This window comes from Candidatus Palauibacter polyketidifaciens, from assembly GCF_947581785.1.
GTDB classification, from domain to species: Bacteria; Gemmatimonadota; Gemmatimonadetes; order Palauibacterales; family Palauibacteraceae; genus Palauibacter; species Palauibacter polyketidifaciens.
Genome location: NZ_CANPVO010000001.1, coordinates 1 through 15,413 on the forward strand (window position 1 = coordinate 1; position 15,413 = coordinate 15,413).

General features: G+C 68.6%; 15 protein-coding genes. 12 read left to right on the top strand and 3 right to left on the bottom strand.

Annotated features, from left to right (window positions below; genetic code table 11):
- The 4 genes from RN729_RS00005 to RN729_RS00020 all read left to right on the top strand — a co-directional run.
- Positions 1-896 (top strand): hypothetical protein (locus tag RN729_RS00005; protein WP_310781425.1); only part of this gene is annotated, 896 nt, incomplete at its 5' end.
- A gap of 28 nt (positions 897-924) precedes the next feature.
- The gene (locus RN729_RS00010) at positions 925-1,860 is read left to right on the top strand and encodes a CopD family protein (protein WP_310781426.1); all 936 of its coding nucleotides are present in this window, start codon (positions 925-927) and stop codon (positions 1,858-1,860) included.
- A 73-nt stretch (positions 1,861-1,933) separates the two neighbouring features.
- Complete coding sequence (locus RN729_RS00015) at positions 1,934-3,241, top strand: Zn-dependent hydrolase (protein ID WP_310781427.1); 1,308 nt, start codon at positions 1,934-1,936, stop codon at positions 3,239-3,241.
- Positions 3,238-4,638, top strand: coding sequence for an aspartate aminotransferase family protein (locus tag RN729_RS00020; protein WP_310781428.1), 1,401 nt, complete (start codon positions 3,238-3,240; stop codon positions 4,636-4,638). The genes RN729_RS00015 and RN729_RS00020 overlap by 4 nt, the downstream gene beginning before the upstream one ends.
- Positions 4,639-4,661: 23 nt before the next feature.
- On the opposite strand, the gene RN729_RS00025 is transcribed toward RN729_RS00020, so the two are convergent.
- Positions 4,662-5,765 (bottom strand): carboxylate-amine ligase, encoded by a 1,104-nt coding sequence (locus tag RN729_RS00025; protein WP_310781429.1) that lies wholly within the window; start codon positions 5,763-5,765, stop codon positions 4,662-4,664.
- A 124-nt stretch (positions 5,766-5,889) separates the two neighbouring features.
- Between RN729_RS00025 and RN729_RS00030 the strand changes: the two genes are divergently transcribed.
- A complete protein-coding gene (locus tag RN729_RS00030) occupies positions 5,890-6,210 on the top strand; it encodes a hypothetical protein (RefSeq protein WP_310781430.1) in 321 nt (106 codons plus the stop codon).
- Positions 6,211-6,321: 111 nt separating this feature from the next.
- Positions 6,322-6,615: an HU family DNA-binding protein gene (locus tag RN729_RS00035; protein WP_310781431.1), complete on the top strand. Its 294-nt coding sequence runs from the start codon at positions 6,322-6,324 to the stop codon at positions 6,613-6,615.
- Positions 6,616-6,693: 78 nt separating this feature from the next.
- Here the strand turns inward: RN729_RS00035 and RN729_RS00040 are convergent, their stop codons facing one another.
- Together RN729_RS00040 and RN729_RS00045 are read right to left on the bottom strand one after the other, a co-directional pair.
- Complete coding sequence (locus tag RN729_RS00040) at positions 6,694-7,830, bottom strand: VWA domain-containing protein (RefSeq protein WP_310781432.1); 1,137 nt, start codon at positions 7,828-7,830, stop codon at positions 6,694-6,696.
- Positions 7,827-8,711 (bottom strand): MoxR family ATPase, encoded by an 885-nt coding sequence (locus tag RN729_RS00045; protein WP_310781433.1) that lies wholly within the window; start codon positions 8,709-8,711, stop codon positions 7,827-7,829. Before RN729_RS00045 ends, RN729_RS00040 begins: the two co-directional genes overlap by 4 nt.
- Before the next feature lie 174 nt (positions 8,712-8,885).
- Between RN729_RS00045 and RN729_RS00050 the strand changes: the two genes are divergently transcribed.
- The 6 genes from RN729_RS00050 to RN729_RS00075 all read left to right on the top strand — a co-directional run bounded on the left by RN729_RS00050 (position 8,886) and on the right by RN729_RS00075 (position 15,287).
- Complete coding sequence (locus tag RN729_RS00050) at positions 8,886-9,353, top strand: SRPBCC family protein (RefSeq protein WP_310781434.1); 468 nt, start codon at positions 8,886-8,888, stop codon at positions 9,351-9,353.
- A gap of 142 nt (positions 9,354-9,495) precedes the next feature.
- Positions 9,496-11,286 carry a tetratricopeptide repeat protein gene (locus RN729_RS00055; RefSeq protein WP_310781435.1) on the top strand — a complete coding sequence of 597 codons (1,791 nt, stop codon included), beginning with the start codon at positions 9,496-9,498 and terminating at the stop codon, positions 11,284-11,286.
- Between the two features lie 177 nt (positions 11,287-11,463).
- Positions 11,464-11,895, top strand: a complete 432-nt coding sequence (locus RN729_RS00060; protein ID WP_310781436.1) for a hypothetical protein — start codon at positions 11,464-11,466, stop codon at positions 11,893-11,895.
- A 49-nt stretch (positions 11,896-11,944) separates the two neighbouring features.
- Positions 11,945-12,907, top strand: a complete 963-nt coding sequence (gene rsmH, locus RN729_RS00065; RefSeq protein ID WP_310781437.1) for a 16S rRNA (cytosine(1402)-N(4))-methyltransferase RsmH — start codon at positions 11,945-11,947, stop codon at positions 12,905-12,907.
- 53 nt (positions 12,908-12,960) lie between these two features.
- Positions 12,961-13,266, top strand: a complete 306-nt coding sequence (locus RN729_RS00070; protein WP_310781438.1) for a hypothetical protein — start codon at positions 12,961-12,963, stop codon at positions 13,264-13,266.
- Positions 13,263-15,287 carry a penicillin-binding transpeptidase domain-containing protein gene (locus RN729_RS00075; protein WP_310781439.1) on the top strand — a complete coding sequence of 675 codons (2,025 nt, stop codon included), beginning with the start codon at positions 13,263-13,265 and terminating at the stop codon, positions 15,285-15,287. Before RN729_RS00070 ends, RN729_RS00075 begins: the two co-directional genes overlap by 4 nt.
- Positions 15,288-15,413: the final 126 nt, after the last annotated feature.

A 15,413-nucleotide genomic window follows, 5' to 3' on the forward strand; every position in this document is an offset into this window, starting at 1 on the left:
TCTTCGACATCCGCACGGCGACGGAGTGGGAGATGTGGGGCCGCACCAGCAACTTCGGCCAGAGCCGCTTTGCGGGGGAGAACCCCGCCCCCGGCGCGTGGATCCACTTCCATCTCTCGGAGGACGCCGCGGAAGCGGCAGGCAACTCGGTCGACGTACGCATCACGGACCGCAACGGCACCCTCGTGCGCGAGTTCGAGCACCGCGACGTCACGCCGGGCCTCAACCGCGCGGTCTGGGACCTCCGCTGGGCCGGTGCGGAACCGATTCCGGGACAGGGTCCTCCGGGTGGAGGGTTCTTCTTCTTCGGCCCGTCGGGCCCGCCCGCCGTCCCGGGCACCTACACGGCGACGATCGACGTGGGCGGCACCGAGCTGTCGAAGGACTTCCAGCTCCGAGGCGACCCGAACGTGGCGGCTTCGCAGGCCGTGTACGACGAGCGCTTCACCGCGGCCATGCGCGCACGCGACCTCGAGACGCAACTCAATCGGATGATGGGCACGATCAACGACCTGGACGGACAGATCGACGGACTCCTCGAGTCCATCGAAGGCAAGAACCTGTCCAACGAAGAACAGGTGAAAGCCGTCGCCGACGATGCTCAGAGTCAGCTGACGGCGGTGTCGAGCGAAGTGCGGCGTCCGCCGGGATCGATGGGCTACCGCGATTGGCCGCGCCTCATCGAGCAGCTTCGCAACATCTCCCGCGCGGTCTCGGGCCCGCAGGCGCGACCGACGGTCGGGCAGATGGAGGTGCTGACCGAGATCGAAGCCGGCGCCGCTCAGCGGGCCGAGGAGCTTTCCGGCATCGTGAACGGCGTGATCGCCGACCTCAACGACCTCCTGGAGGACGCGCCGAAGATCATTACGAACTGGAGGCGGGTGGTGATCAGCTGAACGCGGGCAGCCCGGAGGCGGCGGCGGGATGGACATGTGGTTTCTGATCGGCACGCTCTCGCGCTGGGCGTTGTTCGCGGGCCTCCTCGTCGCGGTGGGGGCGGTGGCCTTCAAGCTGGTCATCCTCCGGCGCTTTCCGGGGTTCGAGCCGGAGGAGGATGGAGCCGCCGGCGTGACGCCCGAGAGGCTGGCCGCGCGGATCGGCGGCTTGGCGGTACTCCTCGCCGGCGCGGGCACGCTGGGTCGCCTCGCGGCGGAGGCGAGCATCTTTCGCGATCCGTTCGAACCCCTGGGGGCGGAGCTTCGCCTGCTCGTGACCGGGACTTCGTGGGGCCGGGCGTGGCTCGGACAGGTCGCGGCGGTCGTTGTCTCCGGACTGGCCTTCGCACTCGCCGCGGCGCGGGGGGCGCGGGCGGAATTCGGCTGGATCGCGGCCACGGCGGGGGTGGCCCTCCTCGCGTATACGCCGGCGCTGGCCGGGCATGCAGCCGGAGCCGAGCACTTCGTCACTCCCGCGATCACCGCCGATATCTTCCACATGGTGGCGGGAGGCGTGTGGCTGGGCACGCTGGCCGTGATGGCGGGGGTCCTTTATCTCGGTCGGCGCCGGGGGGCTTCGCTGTCGAAACGCCGCATCGTCGACTGGATCTCGGCCTTCTCGCCGCTCGCGCTGGGCTCGGCGGCGGTCATCGCCGTTACCGGACTCTTCGCGGCATGGCTCCATCTCGGCTCCATCTCGGCGCTCTGGACCGAACCCTGGGGCCGGACGCTGAGTCTGAAGCTCTTCGTCGTTCTCGCGATCGCGGGTTGCGGCGCGTACAACTGGCGACGCGCTCGCGGCCGGGTGGGGGAAGCCGAGGATCCACCGCGTCTCCCGCCGACCGTCACCGTCGAACTGGGCGCGGCGGGTCTGCTTCTCCTCGTCACGGCCGTCCTCACCGGCACGACGCCCCCGGCCCATTGAACCGGCATGACGGCCCCGGCCCATTGAAGCCGATGAGACGCTCGGCGAGACACGCATTGGCGGGTCCCGGACCGTGACCGCGATCTCCGGACTCCGGGTGAACGGAGACCGGCTCTGGGGGCGCCTCGAGGCGATGGCGCGCATCGGCGCCACTCCGGCCGGGGGCGTCCACCGCCTCGCCCTGAGCGACGAGGACCGTCGGGCGCGCGATCTCTTCCGGGGGTGGGCCGAGTCGCTGGGCCTCGCGGTGTCCGTCGACGGGATCGGCAACATGTTCGCCCGCCGGGATGGGACCGGCGGCGCCGGGGCCGAAGGCCGACCCCCTCTCGTGCTCGGGAGTCACCTCGACAGCCAGCCGACGGGGGGGCGGTTCGACGGGCCGCTCGGCGTCCTCGCGGCGCTGGAGGTCGTGGAAACGCTCGAGGAGCACGGGGTGCGGACGGCTCTACCGATCGAAGTGGTGAACTGGACGAACGAGGAGGGCGCCCGCTTTCCGCCCGCCATGATGGGCTCGGGCGCCTTCTCCGGCCGCTTTGCGCTCGCGGACGCGCTCGGCGCGACGGACGCGGACGGGGTCACGGTCTCCGACGCCATCGACCGCATCGGCTATCGCGGCGCGCTTCCCGTCGGGGGCCGCCCGCTCGCCGCCGCTCTCGAGTTGCACATCGAGCAGGGCCCGATTCTCGAGGAGAGTGGGTGCGAGATCGGTGTGGTGACCGGCGTGCAGGGCGCCCGCTGGTTCGACATGACGATCACGGGAGAGGAGGCGCACGCAGGGTCGACGCCGCTGTCCCGGCGGACGGATCCGGTGGCGGTGTTCGGGCGGTTTCTCGTCGACGCGTTTCACCGCATCGAACGCGACTTCGCGCCCCACGGCCGGCTGACCTTCGGGGTTCTCGCGGCGGAGCCGGCGTCGCGGAACACCGTGCCCGGGCGCGTCACGGTGAGCGTGGACCTCCGTCACCCCGACGACGCGACCCTCGACGACATGGAGGACGGTCTGCGCGAGGCGGCGAACCGCGCCTGCCTCGAACGCGGAGCGGCGTGGCGGCTCGATGACGTCTGGCGCTCTCCTCCGGTGCGGTTTTCCGGCCGTTGCATCGACGCCGTCCGCGCGGCGGCGGATCTCTGCGGCTATGCCTCCATGCCGATGGTGGCCGGCGCCGGCCATGACTCCGTGCACACGAACGACGTCGCGCCGACGGGGATGGTCTTCGTCCCCTGCGAAGACGGCATCAGCCACAACGAGGCGGAGAACATCACGCCCGCACAGGCGGAGGCGGGCGCCAACGTCCTCCTCCACGCGGCGCTCGCACTCGTGGAGCCGACGTCGGCTGATATGTTGTCCGCGCCGACACACCAACTAGGAGGCGCCGCGTGACCGCCACGACGAACCCCGCCACGGCGAACCCCGCCGGGACCGCAACGGCGCAATGGCAGGACATCGACCGACGCCACCACGTCCACCCCTTCATCGACCCCAGGGTCGTCGCCGAGAAGGGGACGCGCGTGATCGTGGGCGCGGAGGGCCGCCACCTCATCGACTCCGATGGCCGGCGCATCCTCGACGGCATGGGCGGCCTGTGGTGCGTGAATCTCGGCTACGGACGGGAGGAACTTGCGAGGGCGGCGTACGACCAGATGGTCGAACTCCCCTACTACAACACGTTCTTCCGTTCGGCGCCCCCGGCCACGATCGAGCTGTCGCGGGTCCTCGCGGAGCTCACGCCCGGCGCGATCGCGCACACCTTCTTCTCGAGCTCCGGCTCCGAAGCGAACGACACCATCGTCCGCCTCGTCCGCCGATACTGGGACCTCCGCGGAAAACCCGAAAAGAAGACGTTCATCAGCCGAACCTACGCGTATCACGGCAGCACGATGGCCGCCGCCAGTCTGGGCGGTTTCGAGGCCATGCACGCGGTGGGCGACCTGCCGTTGCCCGGCTTCGAGCACGTAATGCCCCCGTACTGGTTTGCCATGGGAGCGCCCGGCGAGACGCCGGAAGAGACCGGCGCGCGGGCGGCGCGGGCGGTGGAGGAGAAGATCGCCGAACTCGGTGCGGATCGCGTGGCGGCGTTCATCGGCGAGCCCGTCATCGGCGCCGGAGGCGTCATCGTGCCGCCGGACAATTACTGGCCCGAGATCCAGCGCATCTGCCGCGCGAACGATGTGCTCGTGGTCTGCGACGAGGTGATCACCGGCTTCGGCCGCACGGGCGAGTGGTTCGGCGCCGAGAAGTTCGGGATCGAGGCCGACCTCATGACGATCGCCAAGGGACTCACGTCCGGCTATCTGCCGATGTCCGCCGTGCTCATGACCGATGCGGTGTACGACGTCTTGGCCGAAGGCGGGGTGATCCCGCACGGCTACACCTATTCGGGCCACCCGGTCTCCGCCGCCGTGGCCCTGGAGAACCTCCGGATCATGAGGGAGGAAGGCGTCGTCGACCGGGTGAGGGAGGACACCGGCCCCTACTTCCAGGCGCGGCTGAGGGAGTTGAACGATCACCCGCTCGTGGGCGAGGTGCGGGGCGTCGGACTCGTGGCCAGTGTCGAACTCTCGAAGGACAAGGCGACCCGGGAGCTGTTCGAGCCCATGGGCGAGGTGGGCGCCCTCTGTCACGAGCACCTCTACGACGAAGGGGTCGTGTTCCGCGCCATGCGCGACGTCATCTGCACGAGTCCGCCGCTCACGATCACCCGCGACGAGGTCGACGAACTCGTGACGAAGGCCCGGGCGGGCATCGATCGGACGGCGCGGGACCTCGGCATGATGTAGCGGTCCGCGCGCGGGGGCTGCCTTCAGACCCCTTCGAGCGTCTCCGCCATAAGGTGCCGGACCACGGCCCGCACGTCGCCGGTCTCTTCGTACACGGCGAGTTGCCGCTGCGAACTCGACCCTTCCCTGAGGATCCGGAGCGCGTATTCCACCTCCGCGCGGGTGCCGAGTTCGTCGACCACGTCGTCGAGGAACCACTCGATGAGTTCGACGATCAGGTCGGTCGCGGGGTGCTCGCTCTGCCGCCCGAAATCGATGAGCTTGCCCGTCAGCCCGTACCGGGCGGCGCGCCACTTGTTCTCCGCCAGGAGGACTTCGGGATAGAGGCGGAAGGTGAGGTTGTCCCGCCGCAGCTTCCAGAGTTTCGCCACCAGCGCCTGGAAGATGGCGGCGATGCACACGACCTCCTCCACCCGCGTGCACATGTCGCACACGCGGAATTCGAGCGTCGGGAACTTGTGGTTGGGACGCACATCCCACCAGATCTTGGTCGGGTCCGGGATCGTGTTCGAGCGGACCATCGTCTCGATGAAGTGGTCGTACTCGCTCCAGCCTCCGAAGCTCATCGGGATGCCCGTGCGCGGAAAGTTGCGCCAGATGATGCTTCGGTACGAATGAAGGCCCGTCTTCGACCCCTCCCAGAAGGGGGAACTGGTGGAGAGGGCGAGGACGTGCGGGAGGAAGTACCGCGAGACGTTCATCGCATCCACCATGAAATCCCGATCCTCGATGCCCACATGGATGTGGGTGCCGAAGATCAGGTTCCGTTCGGCGACCTGCTGCAGATCCTCCCGCAGTCCGACGTAACGGTCGAGCGGCGTGATGTCCTGCTGCTCCCAGGTCGAGAAGGGGTGCGTGCCCGCGGCCACGATGGCGAGCCCCTTCTCGGCGACCGTGCCGCTGACGAGGCGTCGCATGCGCACGACCTCCTCGCGCGCCTCCGCCACATCCCGGCAGACCTCGCTCGCCGTCTCCACGCACGCCTGGTGAAGTTCCGGGTGGATCTGCCCGCGCGTCTCCGGATCACCTTCGAGAATCTCGGTGATGAACGACGTGAGTTCGCCGGTCTCCGGATGGACGACCTGGTACTCCTCTTCGATCCCGAGCGTGAGTGAAGGCGCTTTCATTGTGACCCTCTCCGGGAGAGCGTTTCGAAGCCGCGGGGGCAAGCTACTTTCGAGGATCGCCGGAGGCCATGTATGTTCCCCCGTCCCCAACCCGACCCGGTTTCCCGACACGGAGGCTGCACTGATGGACTGGCTCTTCGCAATCTGCATCTTCTGGCTTGTGGCTGCGGTCTTCTTCGGCGGCCTCTACGACGCGGAGACCGGCTCGCCCGGCCGCCAGGTGCTGGGGCTTCTGCTCAACTTCGTCGTTTTCCTCGGCATCTTCGCCGTGCTGCGGCTCGCACTCGGCGGCCTGGGCGGGGAGAGCGCCTTCCTGCGCACCGTGTGGGGGACCGTCCTGCCCACGGCCCTGCCGACGATGCTGATCGGCCGGATCGGGAACGTGGTTTTCAAGCTCGCCGGTGTCACGATGACACGAAAAGTGTTCTCGGCGGACGCCCACTAGCCGGCCCTTCCGCAGGCGATATCGAGCGCCACACTTGCAATCCCGCGATGGCGGGCGAATTATGCGCCCGGATCGCTCGTCGGAGCTTACTTTCAACAGGGAGAACCCAGGATGACCAAAGACGATTTCGCGGCGAAGCTCGCCTCACAGGCCGGCCTGAGCAAAGCCAGCGCCAGGGATGTGATCGACTGCATTTTCTCGACGGATTCGGGCAAAGGGATCATCGCAGGCGAGCTTGACGCCGGCCGCGACTTCACGGTCACCGGCTTCGGCACGTTCGGCACCCGGCACCGCAAGGCGCGCATGGGTCGGAACCCGCAGACCGGCGAGTCGATTCAGATTGCGGCCATGAACGTTCCCACCTTCAAGGCGGGCAAGGGGCTCAAGGACCGCGTCCGAGCCTAGATCGGTCACCGCGACGGGACCCGGAGTCCCCCGGGTCCCGTCGCGGTCGCTTTCAATCTCCGTCTCGTCGTTCCTCCGTCACAACCTGAGCAGCCCCGGGAGCGTCCTCAGCGCTTCGAGGCTGTGTCCCGACTGGAAGTAATCCACGTACGGGAGGGCGGTGCGCATGCCCCGGGCTTCGGGCGCGTAGCGTGAACTCTCGAGCAGGGGATTGAGCCAGATCACCCGGCGCGCTCGCCGCTGAATCCAGCCCATCGCGCGCCGGAGGGGTTCGACCTCGCCCTGGTCGAGTCCGTCGGAGAGGATGATCACGAGCGTCCGCCGACCGAGCATCCGGCGGCCGTGCCGGGTCACGAACGTCTCCAGGCACTCGCCGATCCGCGTCCCGCTCGACCAGCCGCGGGCCCTCAGGCGGTCCAGCGCGGGATCGATCTCTTCGCCGGCCAGCCATGGCGTGAGGTGCGTGAGGCGTGTACTGAACGCGAAGGTCTGGATGTCCCGCGCGCGCCCGCACCCCAGCAGGAAACGCAGCAGGAAGCGGCTGTAGCGCTCCATCGAGCCGCTCACGTCGCACAGGACGACGAGTTGCGGCGGTACGTGCCGTCGCCGTCGCCGCGCCAGCCGGACGAGTTCGCCCTCGTGCGCGACGAGCGACCGCAGCGTTCTCCGGACGTCGATCGGTCCCCGGCGGCCGCCGGGCTCAAGTCGGCGGCTGCGTCGCGTGGAAAGCCGCACCATCAGCCGCTCGAGCCAGGCGTCGACCTCGCGCAGCTCCTCGTCGCCGATCGAGGCGAAGGAACGCCGCGCGAGCGAGTGGGCGGCGCTGTAGACGGCGCCGGTCGGGCGCTCCGGGGAGTCCGGCTCCTCGCGCACGTGCTCCCCGAGGTCGTGCCGGGCCACCGGAGGCGGACCGTCGGGTCCGGAAACGCCGGGCGGCTGGCGAGCCCCCCGATCCGCCGCGGCTTTCGACAGGAGGTTCTCGACCGCGGATGACGGCTGTACTCCCCGCCACCACGCGGGGAAGCAGCGCTCGAAGATCTCGAGATCCGCGGCGCTCGAGCAGAACGCCGCGCGGAGGCCCGCTCTCACATCCTCCACGTCCTCCGTGTCGATATGCGGGAGCGCGGCGACGGCCGTCGTGGACTCGGAAAGCGCGCAGGCCACCCCTTCGCCGCGCAGCCGCCGGCCCAGGTCGACGACGCGCTCCGGCGTCAACCCGCGCCGTCCTCCGATGAGGCGAGCAGCTCCCCCAGCCGTTCCTCCGTCAGTCCGGCCAGGTCGTTCGGGTCCTTCACGAGCGCCCCGATCGCGTCGCGCGCCGTCGCCGGACGCAACGGCTCCGGCCCCAGGTGCTCGAGCGCCGCGGCGAAGTCCAGCGTCTCCGCTACGCCGGGGGGCTTGGCCAGCCGCTCGCGCCGCAGCCGCTGGGCGAGCCTCACGGCCTCCCGCGCCCGGGCGGTCGCGATGTCCGGTCGTCGCCGCCGCAGAATCTCGATCTCCCGCGCCGGCTCGGGATAATCGATCCACAGATAGAGGCATCGGCGGCGCAGCGCGTCGGACAGCTCGCGCGTCCCGTTCGAGGTGAGCACGACGACAGGTCGCGTCCGGGCCTCGACCGTACCCAGCTCCGGGATCGAGACCTGAAAGTCCGACAGCAACTCGAGCAGGAACGCCTCGAACTCCTCGTCCGCCCGGTCCACCTCGTCGATGAGAAGGACCGGACGCGTCTCGCAGCGAATCGCGCGCAGGAGCGGCCGCTCGAGGAGGAAGTTCGGCCCGAAGATCGTGCGCTGGACCGCCTCGGCATCGCGGTCGCCGTCCTGCAGGCGGATGTGGAGGAGCTGCTTCTGGTAGTTCCACTCGTAGAGGGCCGTGGGAAGGTCGAGCCCCTCGTAGCACTGGAGGCGAATGAGCTCCGTTTCGAGCCACGTGGCGATCGCCTTGGCGATCTCGGTCTTGCCGACGCCGGCGGCCCCCTCGACGAGCAGCGGCTTCTCCATGGCGAGGCCGAGATGGACCGCCGTCGCGATCCCCCGGTCGGCGATATAGCCCACCGCTTCGAGTTCCTCGATGATCTTCGCGATGTCCGGTTGCAAGGCGGCGACCTCCCCGGTTGCGGGTGCGACGCGGCAATCTCAGCTTCCGGTGGAAGCCGATCCGCGGTAGAGCCGCTCCCGGCAATATAACCGCTCCCCCGGAGACGACGCCCGACCCGCGATCCGTTCCCGTCCGGCTTCGCTCCACGCACACGCAACCCCCGAGGAACGACGATGGCGATCGAGATAGAAAAGAGTTTCGAGGTTCCGCAGCCCGTGGACGAGGTCTGGAGCTTCCTGACGGATCCCGAGCGCATCGTCGAGTGCCTGCCGGGCGCGACACTGCTCGAAGCTGTCGACGAGCGTACGTACCGGGGCGAGATCGGACTGAAGCTCGGCCCCATCGGGACCCGCTTCCTGGGCGAGATCCGCTTCGACGAACTCGACGCCCGGCGCCATCACATGAAGATGACGGGGGAGGGACGGGATCGCCGAGGCAGCGGCAACGTGAGAATGACGATGTTGAGTCAACTCCAGTCTGTAGAAGAGGAGGAGGGCGGAGGAACCCGGATATGGGTGTCGCAGTCCATCGCGCTGACCGGACGGCTTGCGTCGTTCGGGCGCGGCGGCGTGATTCAATCGGTGTCGAATGTTATGTTCAACCGCTTCACGGGCTGTGTGCGTGAGAAGCTGGCGCGGTGATCCGCGGGTCACGACTTGCGCGCGGCGGCAGCTTGCATTAATCGACCTTGATACCCTTGTTTCGAAGTGATGCCGGTTTTGGTGTGTCGCACGGCCCTGTGATCCGTGCGCTGTCTGTTGCACGAACCGTCCGAGGTACTCGATGAGAAGCACGCGGAACATTCTCCCGTGGGTGGCGGCCGGAGTCGCCGTCCTCTCCCTTCCGGCGGCGCCTCGGGCGCTCGAAGCGCAGACGAGCGACCTGCTGATCCTTGTCGCGCCGGTCACGACGACCGAGCCGGTCGACCGCCGTTTCGGAGAGCGGATCGCCGAGGAAGTCCGGGATGCGCTCAGGATCTTCCCCGGCTACATCGCGATCGAACGCGATGATGCCCGCGATCGGATCGACGATTTCGATCTCGACGAGAGAACGATGACCCCGATCGACTGGCGGCAACTCGGGGGGCAGATGGATGCCGCTCTCGTCATGACCGGAACAGCGGTCACGGCCGCCGGAGGCGTTGAAGTCGACGTCACCTTCGTCGAACCCCGGAGCGGGGACGAACTCCCGATGGAGCCGTTCACGGTGGCGGACGACGACTCCCACGAGGAGGCGGGCGCTCAGATCGTGGGGCAGCTCGGGCAGGGCGTCGAATACCTCCGTTCGCTCGCGTTCTGCGGCGACTACCTGGCGTCGGAACAGCCCATGGACGCGATCTCCAACTGCAACGCGGCCCTGGCGCTCAACCCCGCAAGCGACCGGGCGCACTATCTGCGCGGCCGCGCGTACATGCTCAACGAGGCGTGGAGTGATGCGGCCGCCGACCTGCAGGGCGTCGTCGACAACAGCCCGTCGAACACCGACGCCCTCGAATCGCTCGCGTTCACGTACGCGCAGCTGGGCGACGGCGCCGCGTCGCTTCGCTACTACCAGCAATTCCTCGACTTCCGGCCGGACGATGTCGACACGCGGCTGCGGATCGCCTACGAGCTCACGCAGGCCGAGCGCTGGGCCGAGACGGTGCAACTCCTCCAGGATGGCGTGGAGCGCGCGCCGGATAACGTGGCCCTCCTCGAGTACCTGACCGCCGCGTCGCTTGAGGCCGGACAGACGGCAGGCGAGGTCACCGATGCCGCGATGCTTCGCGTCGCCGTCGAGACATCCGACAAGCTGGTCGCGTTGCAGGGGGACGCCGTGACCCCCTCGACGCTCTCCAACGCGACGAATGCGTACATGCTCATCGAGGAGTACGCCGACGCGCTCGCGTTCTCGGACCGTGCGCTCGAGTCGATCTCCAGCTCGGACGGGAACGGCGAGGGCGAGATGTCCCGCGAGGAGTTGCTCGCCCAGGTCCATTCTTCACGCGCCACGATTTATGATCGGATGGACAATCCGGCGATGGGCGTGGCCGAGCTGGAGCAAGCGCTTGCGTACGACCCGAACGTGCCGAACGGACGGCAGCAACTTGCGGTGCTCAAGTTGAAGACCGGCGACGTCGAAGGGGCGATCGCCGATTTTCGTGCCGCAGTCGAAGACGGAGCGGACCCGAACCAGATCGCGAACGCGATCTTCAGTCTTGCGTACACGAATCACTTCGAGGCCCAGTCCAGGGCGCTGTCCAACCCGGCCACGATCGATGTGCGCGAGGTCGCCACGGCGCTCGAACTGTTCACGGTTGCCGCGGAGTTCGTCGTGGATCCGGCTGCATCGGAACAGATGCACTTCTTCATCGCGTTCGGGTACTACCTGCAGGGAAGCGCCTACGACGGCCGCAACGAAAACGATGAAGCCTGCGCGCCCGCGCGCAGCGCCCTGAACGCGTTCCAGCGGGTGAGCACGCACCTGGCGCAGGCAGGGAGCCATCAGGCCGCCAGCCAGCAGCAGATCCGCGAGGCGATCGATGTCCAGCTGTACCGCCAGGAGTCGATTATCGAGGCGTCCTGCAGCCGCTGAACCCCGAGGATCCCGGCCCGCGTCGGTGCGGGCCGGGACTTTTTTTTATCCTCGAAATGGGGCAAGATGGGGAGAAAAGGGGTTGACACCCATCGCAAGGGTGTGTAAGGTGGGATTCGGTGGGTGGAAACGGGTCGTTCTGGGAGGGACACCCTCGAAGAATGTCGAAGGCACGATTTGCCAGGCTTTCTGGGGAGTTATCGACATCAACTCGACTCGCAGGGTCGGGTCAGCCTACCGGCGCCTTTTCGAAGGGGCCGGGAACGGGAGCCGTTCGTCCTCCTCAAGACGCAACCCGACGCGCTGTCGCTCTATCCGGAGGAGGCTTGGGAAGGCGTGCAGGACGAACTCCGGGAGATGTCGAGACGGCAACCGCATTTCCGCCCCCAGTTGCTTCGCATCACGGCGGACGCCCTTCAGGTCACGCCGGATGCGCAGGGCAGGATCCTGATACCGGAGAGGATGAGGAAGGCGGTCGCGCTCGGAAGTGAGGCTCTGGTCGTCGGCGCGATCAGCCACGTCCAGATCTGGAATCCGGAGACGTTCGAGCGTGTGACGAGGGCGACGGACGAGGACTTCGACCGATTGATAGAGACGGTGTTCGCCTGACGGGTTTTCCGATCGCGGCACGGTGGGGGGAGTCGAGGAAGCCGACGGAGTGACAGAGGAGACGTTTCAGCACACGCCGGTCATGCCGGATGAGGTGCTGCGGTGGCTTCGCCCGGAGTGCGGAGGCGTTTTCCTGGATGCGACGGTCGGCGGTGCGGGGCATGCGATCCGGCTGCTGGAGACCGGGTCGGCCGTGCGCGTGATCGGGATCGATCAGGATGCGGAGGCGATCGAGGCCGCGCGGCGGAGGCTCGCCTCGGCGGGCGAACGGGTGAAGCTGATACGGGCGAACTTCAGGGATGTGGCTCGTCCCGGGTTCGCCGCGGAGATGGACGGTCTGGCGGGAGCCCTGATGGACCTGGGCGTCTCGTCGCACCAGATCGACACACAGGAGCGCGGGTTTTCGTTCCGTCCGGGCACGCCGCTGCGTATGCGGATGGACGAGAGGGCGCGCGAGACAAGGTCCGCAGCCGAGCTGTTGAATCGGGCGGACGAACGCGAGTTGGGCCGGGTCTTCCGTGATGGGGAAGAGCGTAGGTGGCGGACGCTCTCACGTGAGGTGGTGCGGCGGAGGAAGATCCGGCCCTTCAGCACGAGCGACGACCTCGTGGCCGCGCTGTCGGCGGTCCTGGGTCGTTCGGCGCAGGAGAAGCAGAAGGCCAGGCTGTTCCAGGCTTTGCGGATCGCGGTCAACGACGAGCTGGCCGCGCTGAGCGAGGGGCTCAAAGGGATACGGGGCCGGCTCGCTCCGGGTGGGCGGTTGGCGGTGCTCTCGTACCACTCGCTGGAGGACCGGTTGGTGAAGGACGCGTTTCGCAACTGGTCCGCCGACTGCCGCTGTCCTCCGGGTCTCCCGGAGTGCCGGTGTCGCGGGAGGTCGCTGGGGCGCACGCTGACGCGTCGGCCTCTGCGCCCTTCGGCCGAGGAGGTGGCCGGTAATCCGCGGGCGCGCAGTGCGCGACTACGGGTGTGGGAGAAGCGCGGGACGGACGAGCAGGCGGGCGGCGCATGAACCACTGGAGCGGGAGCGTACGGAGGATCCGTCGCAGAACCCTGATCCGGTGGATGACGGCCGCGACGGCCGTCATCGCGCTGGCAGTCTCGCTGATGAGCGTGGTCCGTCGGGGCGAGGACGGGCGGAGGTTGACGGCCGAACTTCGAGGACTCGAGGCGGAGGATCGGATCGTCACGGACCGGATCGACGCGGCGCGGACGAGAGTCGATTCACTCGCGGCGCCGGCGCGGATAGAACGCGAGGCGGAGGCGCTCGGGCTGCAGCGGGCAGCGGAAGAGCAACTGCTGCAGGTCGACGCCGGAACCTCGCCGGCTGAAGAAGAGGTGGACGTCTCCGGCAGGGGAGCGGACAGGTGACGCGTTTCGGCATTCACAGCACGACGCAGCTCGAGGGCTTCGCGGGCGATGCGCAGGAGGCGGCGATCGCACGGACGCAGCGCGTCCGGCATCGTGCGCTGGGCGTCGCGTTCACCCTCGTCGCGTTGGTCTATGCCGTGCGTCTCGGCGACCTCCAGATCCTCGAGAGCGAGGCGCATCGCGCGAGGCAGGTCGCGCAGAGCGCGGAGTGGGAGTCGTTGCCCGCGGTGCGCGGACGGATTCTGGATCGGCACGGCCGCGTCCTCGCGGCGCCGGACACACGCTACCAGGCTTTCCTCGCCGTTAACGAACTGCGCGTCGACCGGGCGGAGGCCATCGAGACGGTGGCCGCGGTCGTGCCCGTGGCGCCGGAGCGCCGGAGCGCCATCGCGGAAGCCTCGGGCGGCTGGTCTCTCGTCGCGAGCGACGTGAGCGACGAAGAGCGCGTGCGGCTGCAGCGGACGATCGGGCAGGGGATCTACTTCGAGAGCCGGTCAGCGAGAGAATACCCCCGCAGCATGGGCCGCCGTCTTATCGGCGCCGTGGGCTCCGATGGCAAGGGCGGAACGGGCCTCGAGGCCGATCTCGACTCATGGCTGGTCGGCGAGTCCGGCCGCGCGGAGGTGCGACTCGATGGCCATCGCAACGCGTACCGTCCCCCCGGCGGACAGGTCATCGATGCGGTGCCCGGTCACGACGTCGTGCTCACGCTCGACTCCGAACTCCAGCGGATCGCCGAAAACGAACTTGCGCGCGCGCTCGCGAAGACGGGGGCGAACGGGGGCGACATCGTCCTCCTCGATCCGCGTACCGGCGAAATCCTCGCGCTGGCGAGCGAACGCACCGACGGAGCGGTCGACCAGATCTCGGGTCTCAGCGATCCCTACGAACCCGGCTCCACGCTGAAGCCGTTCCTTCTCGCGTCCCTCCTCAGCGAGGGCGTCGTCGATCTTGACGAGATCGTGGATGTGGAGGACGGGAGGCTGCGGATCGGCTCGAGGGTGATCTCGGACGTCCACGGCTACGACACGCTCAGCGTGCGACGGATCATCTCCAAATCGAGCAACGTGGGGGCCGCGAAGCTGTCCGCGCGCCTGACGCCTGCGGTGCAGCATCGCTACCTTCGCGACTTCGGTTTCGGCATGCGGACGCAGTTGGGGCACCTCTCGGAGTCGCCGGGACGCCTCAGCCGGCCCGAGTCGTGGACCTCGCTCAGCCCCGCTTCGCACGCGATCGGGTACGAGATCTCCGCCACATCGCTGCAACTCGCACTGGCCTACGGCGCCATTGCGAACGGCGGCGTGCTGATGCGGCCGAGCCTCGTCAGAGAGATACGGGACCCGTCCGGGCGACTGGTGCGGCGCTTCGACCCGATCCCCGTGCGGCGCGTCATATCCGAAGAGGTGGCGGAGGCGGTTCGCGGCGTGCTGGAGGAGGTCGTCCGGGACGGCACCGGGACGCTCGCCGGCATGGCGCGGTTCGCGGTAGCCGGAAAGACCGGAACGGCCCGCCTCGCCGTGGACGGCCGCTACGCACCGGGACGCTACCGCGCCTCCTTCGTCGGCTTCGCGCCGGCGGACGATCCGCGAATCGTCATCCTCACGCGACTCGAAGACCCGACGGGCGGGGTCTACTACGGGGGCGCGATCGCGGCGCCCACCAGCCAGGCGACCCTCAAGGCGGCGCTCGCGGCCGACGGCGTGCAGGTGGATCCGCGTCTCGTCGTTTCCGACGCCCGTCCCCGGCCGTGGTCGGGCGGAGGTTCCGCCGGCACGCCGGAAGGCACCGTCATCTTCGTCTCCAGCGGCACGGGCGCGCCCGGCACGGACGACGTCACCGACATGAGCGGGAGAGGCGTCGTCGCCCTGCCGGACCTCGCCGGATTGTCCGCACGGGCGGCCGCCGCGCGCCTGCACGCGCTCGGCCTCCGCGTGGAATGGCGCGGACAGGGGAGCGTCGCGGGACAGAGCCCCGCGCCCGGGAGCGAGCTGCTCCGGGGTGAGACCGTCGTGCTGAGGTAACCGGGCGAACGAAGAAGGGTCTCGGGGATACAAGGTTGGAGGGAGGTTAACCACTGGACTTTGCCGCAACAGACCACAACGAACCGACACGTTGAGCGCAGGCTTGACGAAGCGGGCCTCGAACCA

Excerpts from the sequence above, each read along its gene's own strand:
- RN729_RS00010 (WP_310781426.1), top strand. The coding sequence starts at position 925 with ATGGACATGTGGTTTCTGATCGGCACGCTCTCGCGCTGGGCGTTGTTC.
- RN729_RS00025 (WP_310781429.1), bottom strand. The coding sequence starts at position 5,765 with ATGAAAGCGCCTTCACTCACGCTCGGGATCGAAGAGGAGTACCAGGTC.
- RN729_RS00030 (WP_310781430.1), top strand. The coding sequence starts at position 5,890 with ATGGACTGGCTCTTCGCAATCTGCATCTTCTGGCTTGTGGCTGCGGTC.
- RN729_RS00035 (WP_310781431.1), top strand. The coding sequence starts at position 6,322 with ATGACCAAAGACGATTTCGCGGCGAAGCTCGCCTCACAGGCCGGCCTG.
- RN729_RS00050 (WP_310781434.1), top strand. The coding sequence starts at position 8,886 with ATGGCGATCGAGATAGAAAAGAGTTTCGAGGTTCCGCAGCCCGTGGAC.
- RN729_RS00055 (WP_310781435.1), top strand. The coding sequence starts at position 9,496 with ATGAGAAGCACGCGGAACATTCTCCCGTGGGTGGCGGCCGGAGTCGCC.
- RN729_RS00070 (WP_310781438.1), top strand. The coding sequence starts at position 12,961 with ATGACGGCCGCGACGGCCGTCATCGCGCTGGCAGTCTCGCTGATGAGC.